We start from the raw sequence: 21,790 nt of genomic DNA, 5'->3' as shown, positions 1-21,790 counted from the left end.
GTCGGTATTTCCAATGTACAAACAATAACCAGCTACCCCAATCCCTCTCAGGTAACCAGCCAAAATCACTTCTATACATCACAGCGCCCCAAGACTACTTTCTCATCAGAGACAAGTCAAGATTTTAAGAAGCCGGTACCGGGGCAAAAATCTGAATACGAACTACTAAGCATTGTTCCGAGTATCCAGGCACAAGATAAAGGCCGCATAATTTATCGCTGGCCCGGAAGCAAGGTAGAATTGCTGTATCTGTTTCTTCGGTTGATGGAATGAATAAATCACGTGTAGTTGTAGGTATGTCTGGCGGAGTGGACTCATCAGTTGCCGCCTTGTTACTCAAGCAGCAAGGCTATGATGTAATAGGCCTTTTCATGAAAAATTGGGAAGATGATGATACCGATGAATATTGCTCTTCCCGCAAGGATTTTCTCGATGCCGCTTCTGTAGCAGATATCCTTGATATACCGCTGGAAGCAGTGAATTTTTCAGCTGAGTATCGGGAGCGGGTTTTTAGCCTGTTTTTAGCAGAATATCAGGCTGGACGCACGCCCAATCCAGATGTGCTTTGCAACAGTGAGATCAAGTTTAAAGCCTTTCTCGATCACGCGCTGGCGTTGGGCGCTGACTGGATTGCAACCGGACACTATGCGCAGGTACATGAAATCAACGGTCAGTTTCAGTTGCTCAAAGGGGAAGATGGCAACAAGGATCAGAGCTATTTTCTTTACCGGCTGAATCAGCAACAATTGTCACGCACAATTTTTCCTATTGGCCACCTCTACAAGCGAGAGGTACGCAAAATTGCACACAAGCACGGACTGCCCAATTCAACCAAAAAAGATAGCACTGGAATTTGTTTCATTGGCGAACGCCCTTTCCGTGAGTTTCTCAACCGATATTTACCAGTCGACCCAGGCGAAATTCATACGCTGGACGGTCAGATCGTTGGAGAGCACCAGGGATTAATGTATTACACCATCGGGCAAAGGCAGGGGCTGGGTATTGGCGGTATTCGCGAAGGTAGCGAGCAACCTTGGTTTGTGTCAGGAAAAGATATGCAAACAAACGTGTTATATGTCGTGCAGGGGCACGATCATCCTGCACTGTTACGTTCTTCACTGACTGCCGCCGATCTCTCCTGGATCAGCGGTGCACCGCCCCATCAAAGCTGGGTTTATGCAGCCAAAATCCGCTATCGGCAGACGGATGCACCTTGCGCAATCATCCGCCTTGAGCATGATTCCTGTCAGATCGGCTTTGCAGCGCCGCAATGGGGAGTCACTCCCGGGCAATCTGTAGTAATTTATGAAAGCAAAGTCTGCCTGGGAGGAGGAATCATTACCGACAGTGTGTAATCAGGTAATGGTTAAATTTTCGATGTTTGTCTCTGTATGTATACGTTTTGCTTCTGCTCCGTTCAGTTTGATTTGCAGTCGCAGTTCATTCACGGAATCAGCATTACGTAATGCATCTTCGTAGGAAATCACACCACTCTCGTAAAGTTCAAATAGCGCCATATCAAAGGTCTGCATCCCCAATTCACTTGATTTTTTCATGATTTCCTTGATTTCATGCACATTTCCCTTGAATATCAGATCGGAAATCAACGGAGAATTGAGCATTATCTCGATTGCCGCAACCCGCCCACTGCCTGATTTTTTGGGAATTAACCTTTGTGCAACCAATGCCCGCATATTCAGTGATAAATCCATCAGCAACTGCGCACGCCGCTCTTCCGGAAAGAAGTTGATAATGCGATCCAACGCCTGATTAGCACTGTTTGCGTGCAAGGTACCCATGCATAAATGCCCGGTCTCGGCAAAGGCAATGGCATGTTCCATTGTTTCCCGATCCCGGATTTCACCAATCAAAATAACATCAGGCGCCTGCCGTAACGTATTCTTCAGCGCAGCTTCCCAGGATTCCGTATCAACCCCGACTTCCCGCTGAGTAATGACGCAGTTGATATGCTCATGCACAAATTCAACCGGATCTTCAATGGTAATGATGTGTCCATAGCTGCTTTTGTTGCGATAGCCGATCAACGCCGCCATCGAGGTAGATTTTCCCGAACCGGTTCCACCGACAAAAACCACCAGACCGCGTTTGCTCATGACAACCTCTTTCAGAACCGGTGGCAACCCGAGATCATCGAAATCCGGGATCTTTGTGGTAATTGTCCGCAAAACGATGCCCGTCCGCTGTTGCTGGACAAAGGTATTAACACGAAAACGCCCGATCCCCTCAGGATTAATCGCAAAATTGCATTCCTTACTGGTCTCAAACTCTGCCGCCTGCTTATTATTCATGATGACCCGTGCCAGAGCTTCGGTATGTATAGGAGAGAGCGCCTGTTGCGTGACCGGTGTCATTTTTCCATCTATTTTCATCGCCGGAGGATAGCCTGCTGTGATGAACAAGTCTGAAGCCTTCTTGCTTAGCATCAGTCGCAATAAATCATGCATAAATTTAAGTGCCTGTTCTTTTTCCATCATGTTCTACCCTTAACCCCGGAAATTATCTTTGTTCATCGCTTTGGTGCGCGCTTCCGCTATCGAAATAACACCGCGTTTCACCAGATCTGTCAGATTCTGATCAAGTGTCTGCATCCCGACTCCCTGCCCGGTCTGGATGGCTGAATACATCTGTGCCACTTTCCCTTCCCGGATAAGGTTACGGATCGCCGGTGTACCGATCATGATCTCGTGTGCGGCCACTCGCCCTTTGCCATCCTTTGTCTTCAGCAGCGCCTGGGAAATAACTGCACGCAACGATTCAGACAACATCGCACGTACCATTTCATTTTCTTCAGCAGGAAACACGTCAATAATCCGGTCAATCGTCTTGGCAGCCGAACTGGTATGTAGCGTGCCGAAAACCAGATGACCGGTTTCCGCAGCAGTCATCGCCAAGCGGATAGTCTCCAAATCCCGCATTTCCCCCACCAGAATAATATCTGGATCTTCCCGTAAGGCAGAGCGCAGTGCATTGCTGAAACTGTGCGTATCTCGCCCGACTTCACGCTGGTTAATCAGACATTTTTTGCTTTCATGCACAAATTCGATCGGATCTTCCAGAGTCAGGATATGACCATACTGATTTTCGTTAATATCATTGATCATGGCTGCAAGCGTAGTTGACTTGCCAGATCCGGTTGGCCCCGTAACCAACACCACGCCACGCGGCTGTTGCGCGATCTCGGCAAATATCTTAGGTGCTTTCAGCTCTTCAAGCGTTAGTACTTTGGATGGAATGGTACGCAGCACCGAAGCTGCTCCCCGTTGGGTGTTGAAGGCATTGACTCGGAAACGAGCTAGACCAGAAATAGCAAATGAAAAATCACATTCCAGATGTTCTTCATAAGCTTTACGCTGGCTATCGTTCATGATGTCGTACACCATGTCATGCACATCCTTGTGCTCCAGTGCGGGAAGATTGATACGCCGAATCTCTCCATGCACCCGAATCATGGGTGGCATGCCAGCAGATAAATGCAGATCAGAAGCGCTATTCTTGACCACAAATGAGAGTAGTTCTACTATGTTCATCCGATGTGTTCCTTCTACCTCGTGGAATATTGGTTGGTCAATGACAATCGTTGGATGTCATTTCCGGCCACACCGGGCCGATCCAATCTAGAACGGATCAAACCGCACGGAATTAAATATATTTCGGGAACATCAGCCAAACTTTCCCTGTAATATCCATCGTATTTGTCAACTCATTTAGATCACTATTCGCCATGACTACAATTGCCTCACGCCTGCAGAATGTTAAGAACCGTATTATTGATGCCGCTAAAAATGTGGGGCGCGACCCGGCAACTATTCAGTTACTGGCAGCCAGTAAAACCAATACACCGGATAAGTTGAGAGAAGCCTGGGAAGCGGGACAAACCGTGTTTGGAGAAAATTATCTGCAAGAAGGTCTGGTTAAAATTCGTGCATTAGCCGATTTACCAATCGAATGGCACTTTATCGGCCCAATTCAAAGCAACAAAACCAAACTGATTGCCGAGAATTTTTCCTGGGTACATGGCATTGACCGGGAAAAAATCGCAACTCGTCTTTCAGCAGCAAGACCGGAATCATTACCTCCCCTGCAAGTCTGCGTGCAAGTCAATGTAAGTGGAGAAATTACTAAAAGTGGAGTAGATCCGGAAAAAGCCGCAGAACTGGCAGCCTTTGTCAGTGAGCAGCCGCGACTTCAACTGCGCGGAATCATGGCCGTGCCGGAACTGACTGCTGTCACTGCGCTGCAACGCGAACAATTTCAGATGATGCGAGAAGTTTACGAGCAACTCAAACAGAAAGGCTTTATCCTGGATACGCTATCAATGGGCATGTCAGAAGATCTGGAGAACGCCATTGCGGAAGGGGCCACAATGGTCAGAATAGGCACAGCAATTTTTGGTCAACGACGTTACGCTATCCCTGAGGAGCTCGGTTCGCGCCCGTAGTCAGAAAACGATACTTCTCTATCAGCTGCTCATGATCCTCAACCCGGTTCGGATCAACAATAATGCAGCTGACCGGACAAACTTCCACACACTGCGGCGTATCATAATGTCCGACACATTCCGTACACAAATCCGGGTTAATCTCGTAAATTTCCTCCCCCTGTGAAATTGCCTGGTTAGGACATTCAGGTTCACACACATCGCAATTGATGCATTCATCAGTAATGATCAGTGCCATTTTTATTACTCTCCATTATTCATTTCTATCTTTTTCTGACGTAACCGCTCGATCACAAGAGGATGCACAAATTTGCTTACATCTCCTCCCAAACGGGCAATTTCACGCACGATCGTGGCGGAGATAAACATATATTGTTCAGATGGCGTCAGAAAAATGGTCTCCACGTCCGGATACAAGCCGCGATTCATGCCCGCCAGTTGAAATTCATACTCAAAATCAGATACGGCACGCAGACCGCGAATGATGATATGAGCATCCTGTTGCCGCGCGAATTCCATCAGCAGACCAGAAAATCCCGTTACTTCAACATTGGAATATCCGGCCAGCACGTCTCTGGCCATTTTCACCCGTTCTTCCAGCGAGAAAAAAGGTGCTTTTCCACTACTGACAGCAACCGCCACAATCACCTTGCCAAATAATCTCGACGCACGATATACCAGATCCTCATGCCCACGGGTAATCGGATCAAACGTACCTGGGTAAATGACTTTATCCATCAAGATTCAGAGTCAAGAGGCAATAATAAACATGGCTTGCTCGCCCTTGCTTGTAGATCAACCAGGTATTATCGGGCAATAACTTGTCACTACTTTCAGCATAAACCACCCCGTTTTTCCTCAACCTCGCAGGCAGTAATGGCAATACTTCAGTCAGCAACCCGGATTGATACGGAGGGTCTACAAAAATAATATCGTAGTACTCAGAGTTGGATGCAAGAAATGTCCGGGCATCGGTATGCTCAAGTTTCACTTGTGAAGCAGCCAGTTTCTCAATAGCGTTGCGTAGATTGTGCGCCGTCTTTACATTTTGCTCAATTATGGTGACCTGTTTTGCTCCACGCGAAGCTGCTTCAAACCCCAGTGCACCACTACCGGCAAACAGATCCAGGCAAGTTTTTCCGGTCAGATCCTGCTCCAGCCAGTTGAATAATGTTTCTCGTACACGATCTGGCGTCGGTCTCAGCAACAACTTATCATCAGAAAACTGGAGCAATCTGCTGCGCCATTGCCCGCCAATAATACGAATTTTACCCATTAGCAACATGAAAAATCAGGAGTCTACTCTGCACCCACGACTACAGTCACCATCCCTGCTGGATCAATCCGGCGCTGGAACGCCTCTTTAATCTGTACCACAGTCACTTTTTCCACTGCCTTGACATAATCTTCCAGATAAGTCAGTGGCAAATCATAAAACCCGATCACCCCCAGGTAACCGAGTATTTTCCGGTTACTGTCGATACGCAAGGGAAATCCCCCCACAATATTCTGCCGGGCAGCCTGTAATTCTTTCTTAGTTGGCCCCTGCTCAACAAAGTCACTGAGTGTCTTTCGCGTTAATTGCAAAGCCTGTTCTGCCTGCTCTTTCTTTGTCTGCAAACCGATTTCAAAAGGTCCTTTCTCCCGATACGGTATAAAAGCACTGTAAACACTGTAGGCCAACCCGCGTGTTTCACGAATTGTCTGCATCAAACGAGATACAAACCCGCCCCCACCCAGAATGTAATTGCCAACCAGCAAAGGAAAATAATCAGGATCCTTGCGGCTCAACCCAGGATAAGCCAATTGGATATGGCTTTGTGTCGCCGGATGCGCAATTTTTCGGGTTATCGGCTCCGGTTTTTCGACTGCTGGCAAGCTATTATTCGTTTTTCCGCTGGGCAAATTTTCAGTCAGCATCTCTGCAATATGATTCGCTTCATCACGCTTGATATCACCAATGATTGCGACAACTGCATTACCAGCCGTGTAGTGCGTACGGTAAAAATCAACCAGATCCTGACGTTTCAACATGGTAAGCGTATCCGGCTCTCCGGATTCACGCAAACCATAAGGATGCTTGCCATACAACAGCTTCATTAACGTCCGGTCTGCAATAACTTCCGGCTTGGTATCCGCTTCCTTGAGCGCAGAAATGATGCGCGTACGTTCCCGTTCCAAGATTTGTTCAGGAAATTCCGGACGCTGGATGATTTGTGCCAGCACATTCAGCGCACGAATGCGCTCCTGCTGATGACTCAACGTTCGCAATGACAAACCCGCTCGATCCAGATCAAATGTTCCACCCAGCTCTGCTCCGACATCCGCCAGTGTTTCAGCAATCTGATCTTCTGATAAACCACCCGCGCCCATACCCATCAACCGTTGTACCAGCCTCGCACGCCCAGATGTCGCAGCGGTATCAGTACTGCTGCCTGCCGGAAACTCAATGCTGAGATCAAGAATCGGCAAATCGTGATTCTCAACAAAATAAACCCGTACCCCGTTTGCTGTCTGCCACTGCTGAATTGGCAAAAAAGCCAACGCCCACTGCGCATGAATACCCAGCCAGAACATGACCAAAAACTGTAAAAATCGCATATATCCCTTTCCCGGTAAATTTAGGGAAACACTGATTTATTCCGTCATCTGGATTGCTTCCTGCCACGGCCTATGGCCTCGCAGCTAAAAACCACACACTCGCAATGACGTTTATCACTTTAACCAGCCTTTCCTTAGCGTTAAATGTAGAAACATTGTACCTGATTAGAAAGATTGTTCAGCTTGCCGTAGCCAACGTGTTGGCCAGGGTCCGATAGTGGCTGCGGCGACGAACAGATGTTGAGGGAGCGCCTCAAGATGGAAGCGCCAGTTGAAACGGTAAACAAATGCACCGAGGTAACGGGTTCTATATTTGGCGAAATTGAATGCATGATAAGTGCCACCCAGGCTGGTTTTGAGGTTGCCCAAAACCGTATTGATCCAGCTGAATTCTGGTAAATCCTTAGATTTGCGGCTGTCCGCAACGATTGCCCGGTGCTGGCAGCCAGCATCAGCAACCCCGGTAAAACAACTCAATCCATCGGAAGTGACTATACAACCTGGCGCGAGGTCAGCAGTAACCCAGTTAAAAACCGCTTTGCGCGTAAAGCCAGAGCTTTGATGGGTGTGTTTGGGCCACTATGCGCCTTATCATAGAAAAAATCGGGCCCGGCTGAACAATCTTTCTAATCAGGTATTGGTTTGGGCTTTTGTATCCCAGGTATGAATGTAGTCGCTGGCTGTTATAAAACATGGAAATATATGCAATACATCTTGCTGAGCTGCATAGCGGGTCAGGTAATATTGCCAGTGGATTTGCTCCTGTTTAAGGCTGCCGATAAAGCCATATATTTTTAGAAGTTGGCGATACTGTTTGCAGGCATATTGCGATCCGCGATCCGAATGTACCGTCAGCCCTACTTGCGGCTGACATTGCCAGACAACCATCTGCAATGCATCATAAACCAGTTTTGCTTTCATTCTTGAACTCATGCTCCAACCAACTACCTTCCGAGAAAACAAATCAATCACCACTGCCAGATACAGCCAGCCTTCCTGATTCCAAATGTCAGTAATATCGCTCACATAGACTTGATCCGGTTTGGCAACATCAAACTGTCGATTCAGTTTGTTCTCGAACACCGGTTGTTTGTGATGACTGTCAGTGGTTACCTTGTACTTTTCCCGGTGCCTCACTTGCACGCCAGCTTCTCGCATCAATCTCCGAGCTTTCCAGCGACACCCACCGGATAACCCCGTGCATTGAGCGCTTCTCAATTCTGCGACAAGTAGTCATGGGAAATTTTCACAAGGTATGAAGGCTTTGGCGCTTACAGTAGATTTTACGGCCTCTATTTTAATTGATCTGGCTCAATTATTAATTTGTTCAGAACCTTCTTTACACCATCTACCGAATGCGCAATGGTGTGCGCCTTTTCCTTTTCTTCCTCTGATTTCACCGTACCAGTTAGCACCACCACCCCATCACTATCTGTATCTACTTTAATGTGCAATGAATCAATATTTTCTGTCGCAAGCAACTTGGCTTTGATTTGGGTAGTAATGACTGAATCACTAACAAATTCACCCACACTAAACTCTTCCGCAGAAGCTACGGAAGCAATAGACAACATGCTTATTAAAAACAAACCGGCAATTAATTTTAAGAATCTCATGTCCTGTACCTCATTGAATTAAAGAATTATCAGTTATACCTTATACGACTCCAAAGGCTATGTAACAATTAACTGTTGGAATTAGTCATCAAGACTAAGGATTGCTTAATACGACAAATTATTAATGATTGTCTCTGACTTTATCTGCGTTATCTTCTATTTTATCAGCCTTGTCTTCAGCCGTATCTCTCACCTGATCCGCCTGATCTTCCATCTTATCGGCTTGATTTTCGCGCATCTCTTCCTTGGCTTCTTTTGCCTCCTCACCCGCTTCTCTAATCTGATCAGCTTTATCTTCCAATCTATCGGCTTGTGTCTCTGCATCACCCATGCTTTGAATAGCATTCTGTGCATAGCTATTAGGTGCTGCAATAACAAATAGAAAAGCACTTAAAGTCAAAATTATTTTCATTAACTTATTTATCATTCTGATTTCCTTTTTACAGTGAAAGAACTACTTGAATCAACTTTTTTTGCAAAAATCATCCACCTGCTTTTCAGCAGCCTCTTTTGCAATACCATATTTTTCCTGAATTTTGCCAATTAACTCTTCACGCTTTCCTTCAACAATATCCAGATCATCGTCGGTCAACTTGCCCCATTGTTGCTGTATTTTGCCTTTGGCCTGTGCCCAATTACCTTTAATTTGATCCCAGTTCATAATGAATACCCCTTTTATTAAAATTGAAATAAATAATTTAATGTTTCCTATGACATGCAGTCACAACAAAATTACATAGGTGGCGGGCGTCGTCCCAATACCCAGAATACAACTGCTAACACGACACCGATAACAAATAAAATCCAGGCCATTTCCATCGCGATACCTGCGACACCAGTTATGCCTAATAGGGCAGCAATTATTGCTATAACCAAGAAAGTAATTGCCAAATTTATCATGAGGTTTCTCCTTATTTTCATGGCTCCAGAGGGTGTGTTAATTCAGCACACCAATCTAGAAATATATTTTTAGAAGCGTTAATCTTCTGACTCATTGTGCTGTACTCTTCTTTGAGCATTAAAGGCATACTACAGCAGGAGTTTTTTGTGGTATGTGCGATGACGCACAAAGCGTTAAATAATACAAACATCTGGGATGCGACAGCTACTTGAGGAGCATTTACCAGGTAGAGAAGGGGCATGGGGAGGGATAGCCACAGATAATCTGTCGGTTTATCAATGCTGTTTTCTGGGTTATGTAAACAGAGCTCCATGGCGGGATTTGCCGCCGGACTACGGGGGTGGAGCAATACCCACCGCCGTTTTATTCGCTGGCGTGACAAGGGTATCCGGGAAAAATTGCTGGAAATCCTGATGGATAACCCGGATTATGAATGGCTGATATACATCTGGCCGAGGATGCGCATGGTATGCCGGTCAAAATCCTTGTTACACCACCAGGTACCACTGCTGATTGCATGCAAGTTGGCCGCCTGATCGAAGGCGATGATGCAGATCATCTGCTGGCAGATAAGGCGTTTGATGCAAAGCAATTATCATTTTTCAACTTGCTCATAACTACTAACTACTCGTGTCATGAACAAGGGATAACGAGTTTTATCTGTATAATCATTTGGGATCAGACGGGCTTTTAGTTTCGCTACACGACCCAGTAACTCCTGCAATATATGTTATAAAGACTACTGGTCACATTCATTGTGGACTAGACTAATTTGATACAGCGTTCTAAACTTCTGTCAAAGCTTATTATTCTGAGTCAACTACATAAAAGGAAGCGGCAATGTCACTGATTAACACCACTATCAAACCGTTCAAGGCAACTGCATACCACAATGGCGATTTTGTTGAGGTATCCGACAAAACATTAAAGGGAAAATGGTCGGTTATCGTTTTCTATCCAGCCGACTTTACTTTTGTATGCCCAACCGAGCTGGAGGATCTGGCAGATAATTATGCTGAGTTCCAGAAAGCAGGCATTGAAGTCTATTCGGTTTCTACCGACACACATTTCACACACAAAGCATGGCACGACAGCTCCAGCGTGGTCCGTAAGGTTCAATATCCCATGATAGGCGATCCAACCAGACAGCTGGCACGCGACTTTGACGTACTCATTGAAGAAGAAGGATTAGCCTTACGTGGAAGTTTTATTATCAATCCAGAAGGCCAAATTAAAGCACTAGAAGTTCAGGATCTCAGTATCGGTCGTAATGCTGCTGAATTACTGCGCAAGGCTAAGGCTGCACAATACGTCTCTACTCACTCGGGCGAAGTTTGCCCTGCCAAATGGACTGATGGTGCTGCCACGCTGAAGCCATCTATTGATCTGGTTGGCAAGATTTAAATATTCTGCACAATTCTGCTTTCAACCGGCTGCAGCGATACTTCTCCTCTAGAGAGGTATCCCAGCCGGTTTCTTCAGACCAGCCAATCACACAATGATGGTAGCTGCTGATTTTTTTCTGATTTTCCGCAAGGCTATGTACCGAAAACTCAATCGGTGGATAAAAACTGTATTGAGCTTGATGCTGACTCTTGGTATCACCGCCTGCATCAGCCAAAGTACATTCTTCGATACGCTTGATCACAAAAAAGACTGGGAAGCCATTCAATCCAGTCTACCTGCCTACCCACAACCGGAAAATCTACTGGAATTTGATGCCGGCCCTACTGCAAGATTGCGTTATTTTATCGATGCCAAATCAATCAGTGTCGATGAGAAACGTGTGATCCGCTACAGTATGGTAGCCCGATCCGGACAAGGTGCGAGCAATGTTTCATACGAAGGGATACGCTGCAAAACACGCGAACGGAAACGCTATGCAACAGGCAACAACGAAACACACAGCTGGGTACGTGCCACCATTTCTGAATGGCAACCACTTGAAATGGTTACCCAATTACAGGCACAGCGGGAGCTGGCCAAATTTTATTTCTGTCCCCGTGGTTTAGTGGTGGGTTCTCCTGAAGAAGCAATCCGTGCGCTCAAAGCCGGCGTACATCCAATGATGAATCGCTAATCATCATCCATCGTTTGATTAGTTAATCTAATCGTCACTGACAGATGTTCTCTCTGACATTTTTTGCAAAACAGACAACAACTCTATCGGTAGCGGAAAAACAATCGTAGAACTTTTCTCTCCTGCTATTTCTGTCAGCGTTTGCAGATAGCGCAGTTGCAAAGCTTGAGGCTGCTTCGCCAGAATTTGCGAGGCCTCAAGCAAATGGCGTGATGCCTGCAATTCTCCTTCTGCATGAATGATTTTGGCACGGCGCTCCCGTTCGGCCTCGGCCTGTCTTGCAATTGCCCGAACCATTGTTTCATTGAGATCAACGTGCTTGAGCTCGACATTCGATACCTTGATACCCCACGCTTCAGTCTGCCCATCCAGAATCAACTGGATATCCGTATTGAGCTTGTCGCGACTGGCCAGCATTTCATCCAGCTCATGTTGCCCCAGCACGGAGCGTAATGTTGTCTGTGCCAGCTGACTGGTCGCCATATTGTAATCCTCAACCTGAATAATGGCTTTTTCCGGATCAACCACACGAAAATACAGCACGGCATTTACTTTTACCGAAACATTGTCACGCGAAATAACATCCTGAGCGGGCACATCCATCACAATTGTGCGTAGATCAACCCGCACCATAGTTTGTATAACTGGAATGACAACGATGAGACCCGGCCCTTTGACTCGCCAAAAACGCCCCAGCATGAACACGACCCCGCGCTCGTATTCTTTCAATACCTTAAGCGCACTGGCCAGAAAAAAGATGGAAAAAATCAGTATTGGCGTAATAACTGATACGATATCCGTGTGCATATCAATCCTCCGTTGTGTTGATTGTAAGATCAGGTTGGTAAGGCTCCACTTCAAGCATCAGTCCATGTATGGCTATTACACTGACCTGCTGTCCAGGTTTTAATGGGGTGTTGGATCTGGCACGCCACAACTCGCCATGAATCCGGATCCAACCTTCCTGATCAAAGCCTTCCACTACTTCTCCCATGCTGCGAATAAGTTGTTCACTACCTGTGACAACTGGTTTTTCCCTGGATTTGAGCGCCATGCCAAGTACCATCATAAAAAACCCAGCCGATATCAGTGCAAATGTAACGATCAATGGAATCGAAATACCGTACCCTGGTATTTCCGTATCAATCAACATAATCGATCCCATGATGAAAGCCGCCACCCCCCCAATGCCTAACACTCCCACGCCTGGCACGAGTGCCTCTGCCAGCATAAAAGTGATGCCAAGTAGAATCAGCGCCAGTCCAGCATAATTGATTGGCAACACCTGAAAGGCAAACAAAGCCAGCAGCAGGCTGATTGCCCCGATTACACCAGCCATGATTGTCCCGGGATTTGCAAATTCAAGGATCAGACCATAAAAACCAATCAGCATCAGGATATAAGCAACATCGGGATTAGTGATCACTGCCAGTAGATGTGTGCGCCAGTCCTGTTCAAAGTGCTCCAACACCAGCGATCGAGTAGATAACGCTACTTTTTGTCCGGCTAAATCGACTACACGTCCGTCTATTTGCGTCAGCAGATCACCCAGATCATCTGCTATCAGATCAATCACGTTGTTATCAAGTGCTTCTGCAGATGTCAGACTGACACCCTCTCGTACTGCCTGCTCTGCCCAGTCAGCATTGCGATCGCGCATCCGGGCAAGTCCACGGATATAAGCGGCCGCATCATTGATAACTTTCATTGTCATGGCATCCTGCGTACCAGATGAACTGATTGGGTTGATTCTTTCATTTTCCGGTTTATGCCCGGGTGCCTTTATCTCTTGTGACTGGACTCCTATCTTTACCGGTGTGGCAGCGCCCAGATTGGTTGCAGGTGCCATGGCCGCGATATGACTGGCGTAAAGAATATAGGTGCCGGCACTGGCTGCACGCGCGCCGCTGGGGGCTACAAAACTTGCTACTGGAATCGGGGAGGCAATAATTTCCTGGATGATCTTGCGCATGGACACATCCAGCCCGCCGGGTGTATCCATTTGAAGAATAACGATCTGCGCCTGCTGTTCGGCCGCTCTGGAGAGTCCACGATGAATGTAATCGTACATGGCTGGACTGATGGCGCCGTTAACATCCAGCCAGACAGCAATGCCATTAGCTGCGCCAGTGGCCGTATTGGAGGGTTGTGCAAACAGCATGCCAGCCCATAGAAAAATAGCCAGCAGCAAACTATATTGTGCCTGGTAAAATCCTGTAGATTTACTGGCACACATGCGTGCACTCCTATCTTGACAGCCAGTGCTGCTGAACAGTGTCGCGGTTCAAAGCAAGCCACTGTAATGCAATAATAGCACTGGCAGAATTAATCTGACCGGTATTCAATAGTTCCAACGCATCATGAAAAGACATGACATGCACCTTGATATCCTCATCTTCTTCGCCATTGCCATGAATACTGCCCGCATCAATCGTTTTCATATCAACCCGACCACAGAACAATACAATTCGCTCAGTCGTACCACCGGGGCTGACCAGATAATCATACAGCGGGATCAGGCTACTGATCTGACAATCCGCTTCCTCGATGGATTCTCTTGCAACCACCTGTTCTGGCGCTTCATCAGCTTCAATTATGCCCGCCACAATTTCTAGCAACCAAGGACCATCTGGTGCAGACATGGCGCCTGCACGAAACTGTTCAATCAGTAAAATTTCATCAGTGTGCGGATCGTAAGGCAATACTGCTGCTGCATGTCCCCGCTCAAATAATTCACGTGTGATCGGGCGCCCCCACCCTCCGTCGAATTTACGGTGACGCAGGCGGTACTGCTCTAGACGGAAAAAACCCTGAAAGCAGATGGTTTTTTCCAGTATTTCGAAATCCATTTTATGGATGTTTGAGTAGTTTATTACCAGCAATCAGTGATTTATTCCCAATTGCTGGCAGAGATAGCATCAAGATTTCATTCAGGCACTTAACGGACGTGTTCTGGCTATCAAGTCCTGCACGGCAGATAATTCAGCCATAATAGCTGACAAACCAATCTGGCCAGAGCACGTCCGTATGATCAATGCTTCAGATCAGATGCCTGCTGAATGCCGGACAACAGCCAGGCAGAATCAGAGGCAACCAGATCTTTTTCAACATGCCAGATCTCGTCAAAAGGCTCCAACTGTGCCCCGGGAGCTTCCCGTAGCTCACCGGTAAACCGGACGCTGGCAACTGCATGATTATCCTGAGTGGTGATGTCTAGTAAGGCTGCATTAACATGGGTCACATCAGTCTGCTGGGTAACATTACCGCGCTCAGTAATCTGTTTACTGATTTCTGCAAACAATTCAGGTGTTGTAAATGCGCGAATCTCTTCTAGATCACCGGAATCATGCGCCAATTGCAACGTAATGAATGAACCTTTGGCATTTTTAAGAAAGGAATCCACGTCGAAACCAGCAGGAATATCGAGAGCATCCGTATTGGCGGCAGACTGACCACCGACCCCGGAAGCTACTCCTCCCGAAGGAGTTGCCGTATCCTGACGAGGAAATGGCATTCCTCCCATACTATGCCCAGCTCCCGCACCAGAATATTGCATAGGTCGCGCTGCTTGTCCGCCTCCGGAAGATCTGCGCATCATGCGTATTCCGAAGAATATGGCAGCTGCTATGCCTGCCAGCACTAGAATATCCATCATATTGATTCCGTCAAAAGCTCCGCCCATAAGCAGTGACGCCAGCAATCCACCAGCAGCCAATCCGGCCAGTGGCCCCAGCCATTTGCTACCCCCTGCTGCTGCAGCGGGTGCTGCGGATTGCCCGGGGCGCTGGGCTTGCTGGGGAGTAGTCTGTTGCTGCTGACGGTTAAGGTTAAGCGATTGGCGCTGTTTCCCAAGGCTGCTGCCACCGCCCAGACGCCGGGCTTCGGCATCCAGTGCTGTCAGACTAAAAGCAAGCAATGCCAAAGCCAGAAATGTTAATATTCTCATTATGCTTATCTCCATGAATCAAAAATATAATTTAAGGGCTGAGTATAGCATCATCCCCAATCGCTCTGGACTACCCGTCGGATGGAAAAGTTCATGATTACAAGCATGACAGGTTATGCGGCAGCTTCCGCAGAAATTCCGCAAGGATCGCTGGCTTTGGAACTACGTTCAGTCAACAATCGCTATCTTGACCTGCAATTCAAGCTTCCTGACGAGTTTCGTGTACTGGAACCTGAGATGCGGGATTTTCTAGGTACAGGCATAACGCGGGGAAAAGTAGATTGTCGCCTTACTTTTTCAATCTACTCAGGCACCTCCCGTCACCAACGACTTAATCATGATCTATTGAATAATCTGCTGGCAATGAGTCGTGACGTCAAATCAATCTTTCCTGCAGCGAATGATCTTTCTGTTGCTGAAATTTTGCGCTGGCCCGGGGTACTTGATAGCGATCGGATTTCAGTCGATGAATTGCGTCCCCCCTGCATGACACTGCTGCAGACTGCTTTACAAGAACTGGTTTTGGCTCGCAGGCGTGAAGGAGAAAAACTGCAAAACCTGCTACTGGAACGCGTACAACAATTACGTCAACTGGTGCTAGATCTGTTACCCAGCCTACCAGCCATTCTGGCTGGTTTTCAGGAAAGATTGCTAAACTGCTTAAAGACAGCTGGTCTTGATGAAAACGATGAACGTATCCGTCAGGAATTCACCTTGTTTGCCAATAAAATTGATGTGGATGAAGAATTATCGCGTCTGCAGGGACACCTGAATGAATTTGAACATATCGTGCTGGCTGGTGGCGTTGTCGGCAAACGGCTTGATTTTCTGACCCAGGAACTTAACCGGGAAGCCAATACATTGGCATCCAAGTCAGTTGCCAGAGAAATCACTCGCATATCCATAGAAATGAAAGTTATGATTGAACAACTGCGCGAACAGATTCAAAACATAGAGTGATCCAAAAAGCACACCTGCTACAACTTTTTCAATACATATTTTTCTATTCTGGAAAATTCTGAAAAGTAATGCAGAGCAGCCAGAATAGATAGTTTATCTGTAATTTATCAGTGATCTAAATGTGCCGATCAAGGTGAGCAACCAGATCAACAGCGCAAACCAACACCAATAAAAGGAAATAGATTCAAGAAAGTAATAACCACTTACTTTCGCCAGAGAGAAGGTGCATACGGTATACATTCCTGCCGGAAATACTCTGCTCCATGCTTCGATATCATAAGCACGACACTTCCCTTTGCATGCCAATCTTGCCCAGGGAAATATTTTTATCCAGGCTGCGGCTGAATCCAATTCAACGGTAAATTTTCGTATATCCATACCTAGCAAATAAGGTATCCATAAAGTACCAAATGCCCACGCGAGGAGGCTCATCTCCAACGTCACCTGCCCTAGATCATCACAGAGAGAGCGGGGTAAGCGAGTAAAAAATTCCGAACCAGCAAGAGTGATAATGGCAGGCGCTCCCATACAAATCCAGTAAGACGGCTGCCAGTTTTCCGGGACAAAGCAACTAAAGAACAGCCGGCGGATAATCAAATAAATTACAAATAAATATAAAACGCAACCCAATATCCATATCCCCCAGAGCACCAGGAAGTTCCACGTATTTTCATCCGTTGCATCGAGCAGATAACTCCCCAGCAGCACGATCGACACAGTACTTACAGTCAGAAGAAGTGTTGCTCCACAGATGAAATTGACAGCACTTTCTCGCGGCAACCTTAAGATATTAAAAATAATAAAACCGATCAATACAAGCCAGGCAAAAAACGCACTACACCAAAGTACGTTTGCCAGACTATTTGCCTGAGCGAACGAGATCAGTTGCACTCCGACCGTATTGGTTCCTGCCACGAAAGCCAGAAACAGCCAGCTCCGTGACAAAATACAAAGTTCCAATAGCAGTTCACGCGGGAAAAATACGATCCGTGCGACAAAAAATAGGCAAAAAACAGAATAAAGCGATAAGGTCAGAGCAAACAAAGACTTTGCTATAACCGTGAAATCAAGCACATCAAAGGCAACAGATACAATACCGGTAGCCATCACCATCACAAACCAGGACGGGTGGAAAACCCTGATGCTGTTGAAGAATAAAACGGGATAAAACAGCATGTGTATTATGAATTCAGTTCGTTTGTACTAATTTGTCATGCCATCAGCAAATTATGACAGGCATCCTGCACAGGAAAATGTGGTTACGAAAATATCGAAAATACCAAATATTTGCTATCAGAACACATACACAGAAGGTCTTATACCCACCTCAATTCCCATACCCTTGATAACAAATACTCACCCAGATACAACTGCAACTGCTCAATACCAGCCCTGCAATTTATCCACCTGACATATTGCCCAGAAGACCATAAACAGGTTCACAGCGCAGATTGCCTGAGTTTGGTATCGAGCAGTTGCAGGCGTTTAGGGGTGCCGATGTCCATCCATATACCTAAGTAATGTGAGCCGGTAACTTTTCCGGCAGTAATAGCCTGGCGCAGCAGGGGAGCCAGTTTTTCAGCTTGATTGGGGAGCACATTTTTGAAAAGGGCGGGATGATAAACCCCGATGCCGCTGAAAGTGAGTTTTCGGCAATCCGGACAAGTTGATTCAACCAGTTTGTCGGAACCGTTATGTAGCGAAAAATCACCTTCTGGATGATGTGGCGGGTTATTTACCAGGATCAGGTGAGCCAATATTTGCTCTGAATTTGATTGCATCTGTTGCAAAATCGGCCACAGGGTGGAGAAATCCATATCGCAGAAAATATCAGCGTTGATAACTGCAAAAGGCTGGTGTTTATCGGGGTTGGTGAGCAGTGGTAGTGCATTGGTAATTCCGCCTGCGGTTTCCAGTACGATGGATTCCGGTGAATATTGGATATGGAGGCCATAGCGTTTGCCATCCTGCAGTGCAGCTTCAATCATGTCGCCAAGATAGGCGTGATTAATGACAACGCTGGAAAAACCCGCCTGTGCCAGTTTCTCCAGATGATATTCGATCAGCATTTTTCCACCCGCCCGCAGCAATGGTTTGGGGCAGGTATCAGTGAGCGGCTTCATGCGTTCCCCTTTGCCAGCTGCCAGGATCATGATTTTGAACATCAGGTGTTTCTCGGTCAGAAAGTATAACCGGTTGCAGGTGTTTTTTCTTCCAGTTGATCCAGCAGTCGGGCCAGCGGATGAAGCTCGCCATAGCGTTCGCAGGTTTTTCGTAGATATTGCATGACTGCGGGCATGTCTTGCAGATAGGCGTCTTTCTGATCCCGATAGTACAGCCGGGAAAAAATTCCCAGCACTTTGAGATGGCGTTGTACACCCATCCATTCAAAATCCCGGTAGAAACCGGAGAAATCGGCTGCAACGGGTAATCCGCTCCAGCGTGCACGTTCCCAGTAACGGATTATCCAGTCCAGTACCTGTGCTTCTTCCCAGTGGATGTAGGCATCTTTGAACAGGGACACCAGATCATAAGTGATGGGACCAAGAACGGCATCCTGAAAGTCGATCACCCCCGGATTGGGAACAGATACCATCAGATTGCGGCTATGGTAGTCGCGGTGTACGAATACCTGCGGTTGCGCAACGGTATTGTCGAGAATCAGATTGAAAGCTGCCCTGAGTGTGTTTTTCTGGTCATCATTCGGCGTAACGTGTAAATGGCGCGTCATGTACCAATCAGGAAAAAGTTCCAGCTCGCGGGAAAGCAACGTCTGATCATACTCAGGGAAGATATTTTTTTGGCTGGCGCTTTGTATCCTGATCAGTGTGTCAATGGCATCCTGGTAAAGCTGATTGGCATTTTCTGGCTCCGTGGTAAGTGCTTGCAGATAAGTAGTGGTACCAAGATCGGATAACAGCAAAAAGCCTTGATCCAGATTTTGTGCGACGATGTCGGGCACATGGATGGATGCCTTCGCAAATACACTGGCGGCATGCAAGAAAGGTCGGCAATCTTCCAGTTGCGGCGGTGCATCCATGGCAATCAGTGTTTCCCTGGGAAAAGCTACACGAAAATAGCGGCGAAAACTGGCATCTGCCGAGGCAGGCGACAAAGTGAAGGGCTGATCGGGGTAGAGGGTTTTCAGCCAGTACTCCAGAAGTTGCAGACGGTCCATTAAAACTTATTGGTTGAAGGTAGGTTAAGGAATGGATAATGCAGCTGTATGCTGTCCGATAGTTCGGGCAGGAGCTGCCGATTTGTGTTTGCCTGTTCGTTTAAAATATGAGATTTTATCCCGGAAGCCGATAATAAAACTTTGAAATTTAATGGAGAGAAAAAATGCTGAATAAAAATGTACTGGATGAAATCGGCAGCAAGGTTAATGAAATCTTAGCGGGCAGCCCGGCTAAAGATATCGAGAAAAATATGCGCGCCATGTTGATGGGTATTTTTTCCCGGCTGGATTTGGTCACGCGGGAAGAATTCGATGTGCAACAGGAAGTGATCAAGCGTACGCGTATCAGGCTGGCTGAATTGGAAGAGAAGGTGAACAAACTGGAGCAGCAGGCACATCCATCAACAATGGTTGAAGGTACCGTAGAAGATGTAATGGATACTTCTGGCCCCGGATCGGCCAATGACAGGTAGTGCTGAGATTTGTTACATTTTTTCTGGTGAAGCACTGGCTCACCATGCTTTGATCGTGTTCCTTTATGTCTCTGGCTATTCTGTATAGCCGTGCATTGTGTGGAGTGGACGCGCCGCTAGTGACCGTAGAGGTGCATCTTGCTAACGGTTTACCAAAATTTACTATCGTTGGGCTTCCGGAAACGGAAGTCAGGGAAAGTAAAGACAGGGTGCGCGCCGCACTGCAGAATGGACGATTCAAATTTCCTGCCCGGCGTATTACGGTTAATCTTGCACCGGCTGATTTACCCAAGGAAAGCGGGCGTTTCGATTTGCCTATCGCGCTGGGCATCTTAGCGGCAACCGGGCAGATTCCTGCAAATAAACTCGATCAGTATGAATGGGCAGGGGAGTTGTCTCTTGATGGTCGCCTGCGCCCGATTCGTGGCGCACTGGCCATGACTTACAGTGCCTCCCGTTCAGGCCGCAGTTTCGTTTTGCCAGAGCAAAATGCCGGCGAAGCAGCACTGGTCAAAGAGGCGACTATCTATCCTGCTGCTTCGCTGCTGCAGCTGTGTGCATATCTGACTGGGCAGGAGCCATGGCAACCTTATCGTGGTGGATCGGCTGAGTTAGAATCAAATGATTATCCGGACATGGGAGATGTCAAAGGGCAGATGCAGGCCAGGCGCGCGTTGGAGATCGCTGCTGCAGGTGGACACAGTGTGCTGATGATTGGCCCACCGGGCACGGGAAAAACCATGTTAGCCAAGCGTATCCCGGGAATTTTGCCGCCCATGACCGGACAGGAGGCGCTGGAATCGGCTGCCATTCAATCTTTGGGGAGTGGCAGTTTTGATCTGGCTAACTGGAAGCGTCGCCCGTTTCGGTCACCCCATCATACTGCCTCGGCCGTGGCATTGGTGGGTGGGGGCAGTATTCCACGCCCGGGTGAGATTTCACTGGCCATGCATGGAGTGCTGTTTCTTGATGAGTTACCCGAATTTGATCGGCGGGTTCTGGAGGTGCTGCGTGAACCGCTTGAATCCGGTCACATTACCATTTCACGCGCTGCACGCCGAGCAGATTTTCCAGCCAGATTTCAACTTATTGCTGCAATGAACCCATGTCCATGCGGGTATTTGGGGCATTACACCAATAAATGTCGTTGTACACCTGATCAGGTAGCGCGTTATCGTGGCAAGGTTTCCGGTCCGTTGCTGGATCGAATCGATATTCAGATTGAAGTCCCTGCTTTGCCGAAGGAGGATATGTTGCGCCCCGGTCCGGGTGAATCCAGCGCTGTTATTCGAGAACGAACGTTGGTTGCCCGGCAACGTCAGTTAAATCGTCAACACGTACCCAATACGAGGTTAGGGGTGCAGGAAATTGAAAAATATTGTGTTCTGGATGCGGAGGGGAAGCGTATGCTGGAACGAGCCATGACCCATTTGAATATCTCAGCACGGGCTTATCACAGAATACTGAAGCTGGCTCGAACCATTGCAGATTTGTCAGGCAGTAAACCTATTTTGGGAAAGCATGTGGCGGAAGCTATTCAGTACCGCCGTATGGGTATAAATTAATTGTTCGGACA

General features: G+C 47.2%; 25 protein-coding genes and 3 pseudogenes. 9 read left to right on the top strand and 19 right to left on the bottom strand.

The features are described from left to right. A partial coding sequence (locus ABF86_RS12600; RefSeq protein ID WP_204987596.1) for a hypothetical protein occupies nucleotides 1-273 on the top strand: 273 nt, incomplete at its 5' end. Then, nucleotides 270-1,355 (top strand): tRNA 2-thiouridine(34) synthase MnmA, encoded by a 1,086-nt coding sequence (mnmA, locus tag ABF86_RS10895; protein ID WP_011635324.1) that lies wholly within the window; start codon nucleotides 270-272, stop codon nucleotides 1,353-1,355. The genes ABF86_RS12600 and mnmA, both read left to right, overlap by 4 nt. On the opposite strand, the gene ABF86_RS10890 is transcribed toward mnmA, so the two are convergent. Beyond that, nucleotides 1,356-2,492, bottom strand: a complete 1,137-nt coding sequence (locus ABF86_RS10890; protein WP_011635325.1) for a PilT/PilU family type 4a pilus ATPase — start codon at nucleotides 2,490-2,492, stop codon at nucleotides 1,356-1,358. A gap of 12 nt (nucleotides 2,493-2,504) precedes the next feature. Beyond that, entirely contained in the window at nucleotides 2,505-3,548 is a 1,044-nt protein-coding gene (locus tag ABF86_RS10885) for a type IV pilus twitching motility protein PilT (protein ID WP_160803594.1), read from the bottom strand. A 194-nt stretch (nucleotides 3,549-3,742) separates the two neighbouring features. On the opposite strand from ABF86_RS10885, the gene ABF86_RS10880 reads away from it, so the two are divergent. Next, nucleotides 3,743-4,459, top strand: a complete 717-nt coding sequence (locus ABF86_RS10880) for a YggS family pyridoxal phosphate-dependent enzyme (RefSeq protein WP_011635327.1) — start codon at nucleotides 3,743-3,745, stop codon at nucleotides 4,457-4,459. On the opposite strand, the gene ABF86_RS10875 is transcribed toward ABF86_RS10880, so the two are convergent. The 10 genes and pseudogenes from ABF86_RS10875 to ABF86_RS10830 all read right to left on the bottom strand — a co-directional run bounded on the left by ABF86_RS10875 (nucleotide 4,428) and on the right by ABF86_RS10830 (nucleotide 9,576). After that, nucleotides 4,428-4,697, bottom strand: coding sequence for a YfhL family 4Fe-4S dicluster ferredoxin (locus ABF86_RS10875; RefSeq protein WP_011635328.1), 270 nt, complete (start codon nucleotides 4,695-4,697; stop codon nucleotides 4,428-4,430). The two genes, ABF86_RS10880 and ABF86_RS10875, sit on opposite strands and share 32 nt — an antisense overlap. Nucleotides 4,698-4,702: 5 nt before the next feature. Continuing rightward, on the bottom strand, nucleotides 4,703-5,197 hold the full coding sequence (gene coaD / locus ABF86_RS10870; RefSeq protein ID WP_074684995.1) for a pantetheine-phosphate adenylyltransferase: 495 nt from the start codon (nucleotides 5,195-5,197) through the stop codon (nucleotides 4,703-4,705). Next, nucleotides 5,190-5,744 (bottom strand): 16S rRNA (guanine(966)-N(2))-methyltransferase RsmD, encoded by a 555-nt coding sequence (gene rsmD, locus ABF86_RS10865; RefSeq protein ID WP_074684994.1) that lies wholly within the window; start codon nucleotides 5,742-5,744, stop codon nucleotides 5,190-5,192. The genes coaD and rsmD overlap by 8 nt, the downstream gene beginning before the upstream one ends. Nucleotides 5,745-5,758: 14 nt before the next feature. Further along, nucleotides 5,759-7,060: a pitrilysin family protein gene (locus tag ABF86_RS10860; protein WP_074684993.1), complete on the bottom strand. Its 1,302-nt coding sequence runs from the start codon at nucleotides 7,058-7,060 to the stop codon at nucleotides 5,759-5,761. Between the two features lie 165 nt (nucleotides 7,061-7,225). Beyond that, nucleotides 7,226-7,612: pseudogene (locus tag ABF86_RS10855) on the bottom strand (transposase); the annotation flags it as partial. Nucleotides 7,613-7,694: 82 nt separating this feature from the next. Continuing rightward, nucleotides 7,695-8,274, bottom strand: a pseudogene (locus tag ABF86_RS10850) (IS3 family transposase); the annotation flags it as partial. Nucleotides 8,275-8,352: 78 nt separating this feature from the next. After that, nucleotides 8,353-8,676, bottom strand: coding sequence for a BON domain-containing protein (locus ABF86_RS10845; protein WP_074684992.1), 324 nt, complete (start codon nucleotides 8,674-8,676; stop codon nucleotides 8,353-8,355). 121 nt (nucleotides 8,677-8,797) lie between these two features. Continuing rightward, nucleotides 8,798-9,103 (bottom strand): hypothetical protein, encoded by a 306-nt coding sequence (locus tag ABF86_RS10840; RefSeq protein ID WP_193565746.1) that lies wholly within the window; start codon nucleotides 9,101-9,103, stop codon nucleotides 8,798-8,800. Nucleotides 9,104-9,139: 36 nt separating this feature from the next. After that, the gene (locus tag ABF86_RS10835) at nucleotides 9,140-9,337 is read right to left on the bottom strand and encodes a CsbD family protein (protein ID WP_074684991.1); all 198 of its coding nucleotides are present in this window, start codon (nucleotides 9,335-9,337) and stop codon (nucleotides 9,140-9,142) included. A gap of 71 nt (nucleotides 9,338-9,408) precedes the next feature. Continuing rightward, nucleotides 9,409-9,576, bottom strand: a complete 168-nt coding sequence (locus ABF86_RS10830; protein ID WP_074456142.1) for a DUF1328 domain-containing protein — start codon at nucleotides 9,574-9,576, stop codon at nucleotides 9,409-9,411. Between the two features lie 196 nt (nucleotides 9,577-9,772). On the opposite strand from ABF86_RS10830, the pseudogene ABF86_RS12930 reads away from it, so the two are divergent. The 3 genes and pseudogenes from ABF86_RS12930 to ABF86_RS10815 form a co-directional block, all read left to right on the top strand. Further along, a pseudogene (locus ABF86_RS12930) lies at nucleotides 9,773-10,163 on the top strand (transposase); the annotation flags it as partial. A gap of 254 nt (nucleotides 10,164-10,417) precedes the next feature. After that, nucleotides 10,418-10,981, top strand: coding sequence for an alkyl hydroperoxide reductase subunit C (gene ahpC, locus ABF86_RS10820; protein WP_011635348.1), 564 nt, complete (start codon nucleotides 10,418-10,420; stop codon nucleotides 10,979-10,981). Nucleotides 10,982-11,075: 94 nt separating this feature from the next. After that, complete coding sequence (locus ABF86_RS10815) at nucleotides 11,076-11,657, top strand: CNP1-like family protein (RefSeq protein WP_083341439.1); 582 nt, start codon at nucleotides 11,076-11,078, stop codon at nucleotides 11,655-11,657. Nucleotides 11,658-11,684: 27 nt separating this feature from the next. Here the strand turns inward: ABF86_RS10815 and ABF86_RS10810 are convergent, their stop codons facing one another. The 4 genes from ABF86_RS10810 to ABF86_RS10795 all read right to left on the bottom strand — a co-directional run bounded on the left by ABF86_RS10810 (nucleotide 11,685) and on the right by ABF86_RS10795 (nucleotide 15,603). Further along, complete coding sequence (locus ABF86_RS10810) at nucleotides 11,685-12,464, bottom strand: slipin family protein (protein WP_074456141.1); 780 nt, start codon at nucleotides 12,462-12,464, stop codon at nucleotides 11,685-11,687. Between the two features lies 1 nt (nucleotide 12,465). Continuing rightward, on the bottom strand, nucleotides 12,466-13,893 hold the full coding sequence (locus ABF86_RS10805; RefSeq protein WP_074684990.1) for a nodulation protein NfeD: 1,428 nt from the start codon (nucleotides 13,891-13,893) through the stop codon (nucleotides 12,466-12,468). Nucleotides 13,894-13,903: 10 nt separating this feature from the next. Next, the gene (locus ABF86_RS10800) at nucleotides 13,904-14,506 is read right to left on the bottom strand and encodes an NUDIX domain-containing protein (protein ID WP_074684989.1); all 603 of its coding nucleotides are present in this window, start codon (nucleotides 14,504-14,506) and stop codon (nucleotides 13,904-13,906) included. Between the two features lie 182 nt (nucleotides 14,507-14,688). Then, entirely contained in the window at nucleotides 14,689-15,603 is a 915-nt protein-coding gene (locus ABF86_RS10795) for a Tim44-like domain-containing protein (RefSeq protein WP_011635353.1), read from the bottom strand. 93 nt (nucleotides 15,604-15,696) lie between these two features. Between ABF86_RS10795 and ABF86_RS10790 the strand changes: the two genes are divergently transcribed. Then, a complete protein-coding gene (locus ABF86_RS10790; RefSeq protein ID WP_041353587.1) occupies nucleotides 15,697-16,563 on the top strand; it encodes a YicC/YloC family endoribonuclease in 867 nt (288 codons plus the stop codon). Nucleotides 16,564-16,656: 93 nt separating this feature from the next. Here ABF86_RS10790 and ABF86_RS10785 read toward each other — a convergent pair whose 3' ends face one another. The 3 genes from ABF86_RS10785 to ABF86_RS10775 all read right to left on the bottom strand — a co-directional run bounded on the left by ABF86_RS10785 (nucleotide 16,657) and on the right by ABF86_RS10775 (nucleotide 19,741). Continuing rightward, entirely contained in the window at nucleotides 16,657-17,739 is a 1,083-nt protein-coding gene (locus ABF86_RS10785; RefSeq protein WP_041353588.1) for a tellurite resistance/C4-dicarboxylate transporter family protein, read from the bottom strand. 263 nt (nucleotides 17,740-18,002) lie between these two features. Next, a complete protein-coding gene (gene murU, locus ABF86_RS10780; protein WP_074684987.1) occupies nucleotides 18,003-18,728 on the bottom strand; it encodes an N-acetylmuramate alpha-1-phosphate uridylyltransferase MurU in 726 nt (241 codons plus the stop codon). Nucleotides 18,729-18,742: 14 nt separating this feature from the next. Continuing rightward, nucleotides 18,743-19,741 carry a phosphotransferase gene (locus tag ABF86_RS10775; RefSeq protein ID WP_011635357.1) on the bottom strand — a complete coding sequence of 333 codons (999 nt, stop codon included), beginning with the start codon at nucleotides 19,739-19,741 and terminating at the stop codon, nucleotides 18,743-18,745. Nucleotides 19,742-19,905: 164 nt separating this feature from the next. Here ABF86_RS10775 and ABF86_RS10770 point away from each other — a divergent pair, with 164 nt between their 5' ends. Together ABF86_RS10770 and ABF86_RS10765 are read left to right on the top strand one after the other, a co-directional pair. Further along, nucleotides 19,906-20,214: an accessory factor UbiK family protein gene (locus ABF86_RS10770; RefSeq protein ID WP_011635358.1), complete on the top strand. Its 309-nt coding sequence runs from the start codon at nucleotides 19,906-19,908 to the stop codon at nucleotides 20,212-20,214. A 65-nt stretch (nucleotides 20,215-20,279) separates the two neighbouring features. Beyond that, complete coding sequence (locus ABF86_RS10765; protein WP_011635359.1) at nucleotides 20,280-21,779, top strand: YifB family Mg chelatase-like AAA ATPase; 1,500 nt, start codon at nucleotides 20,280-20,282, stop codon at nucleotides 21,777-21,779. Nucleotides 21,780-21,790: the final 11 nt, after the last annotated feature.

It is taken from the genome of Nitrosomonas sp. GH22 (assembly GCF_009833115.1).
Lineage (GTDB): Bacteria > Pseudomonadota > Gammaproteobacteria > Burkholderiales > Nitrosomonadaceae > Nitrosomonas > Nitrosomonas eutropha.
The sequence above is the reverse complement of the archived record's forward strand: the minus strand, read 5'-3'. Positions and strand labels throughout refer to the sequence as shown.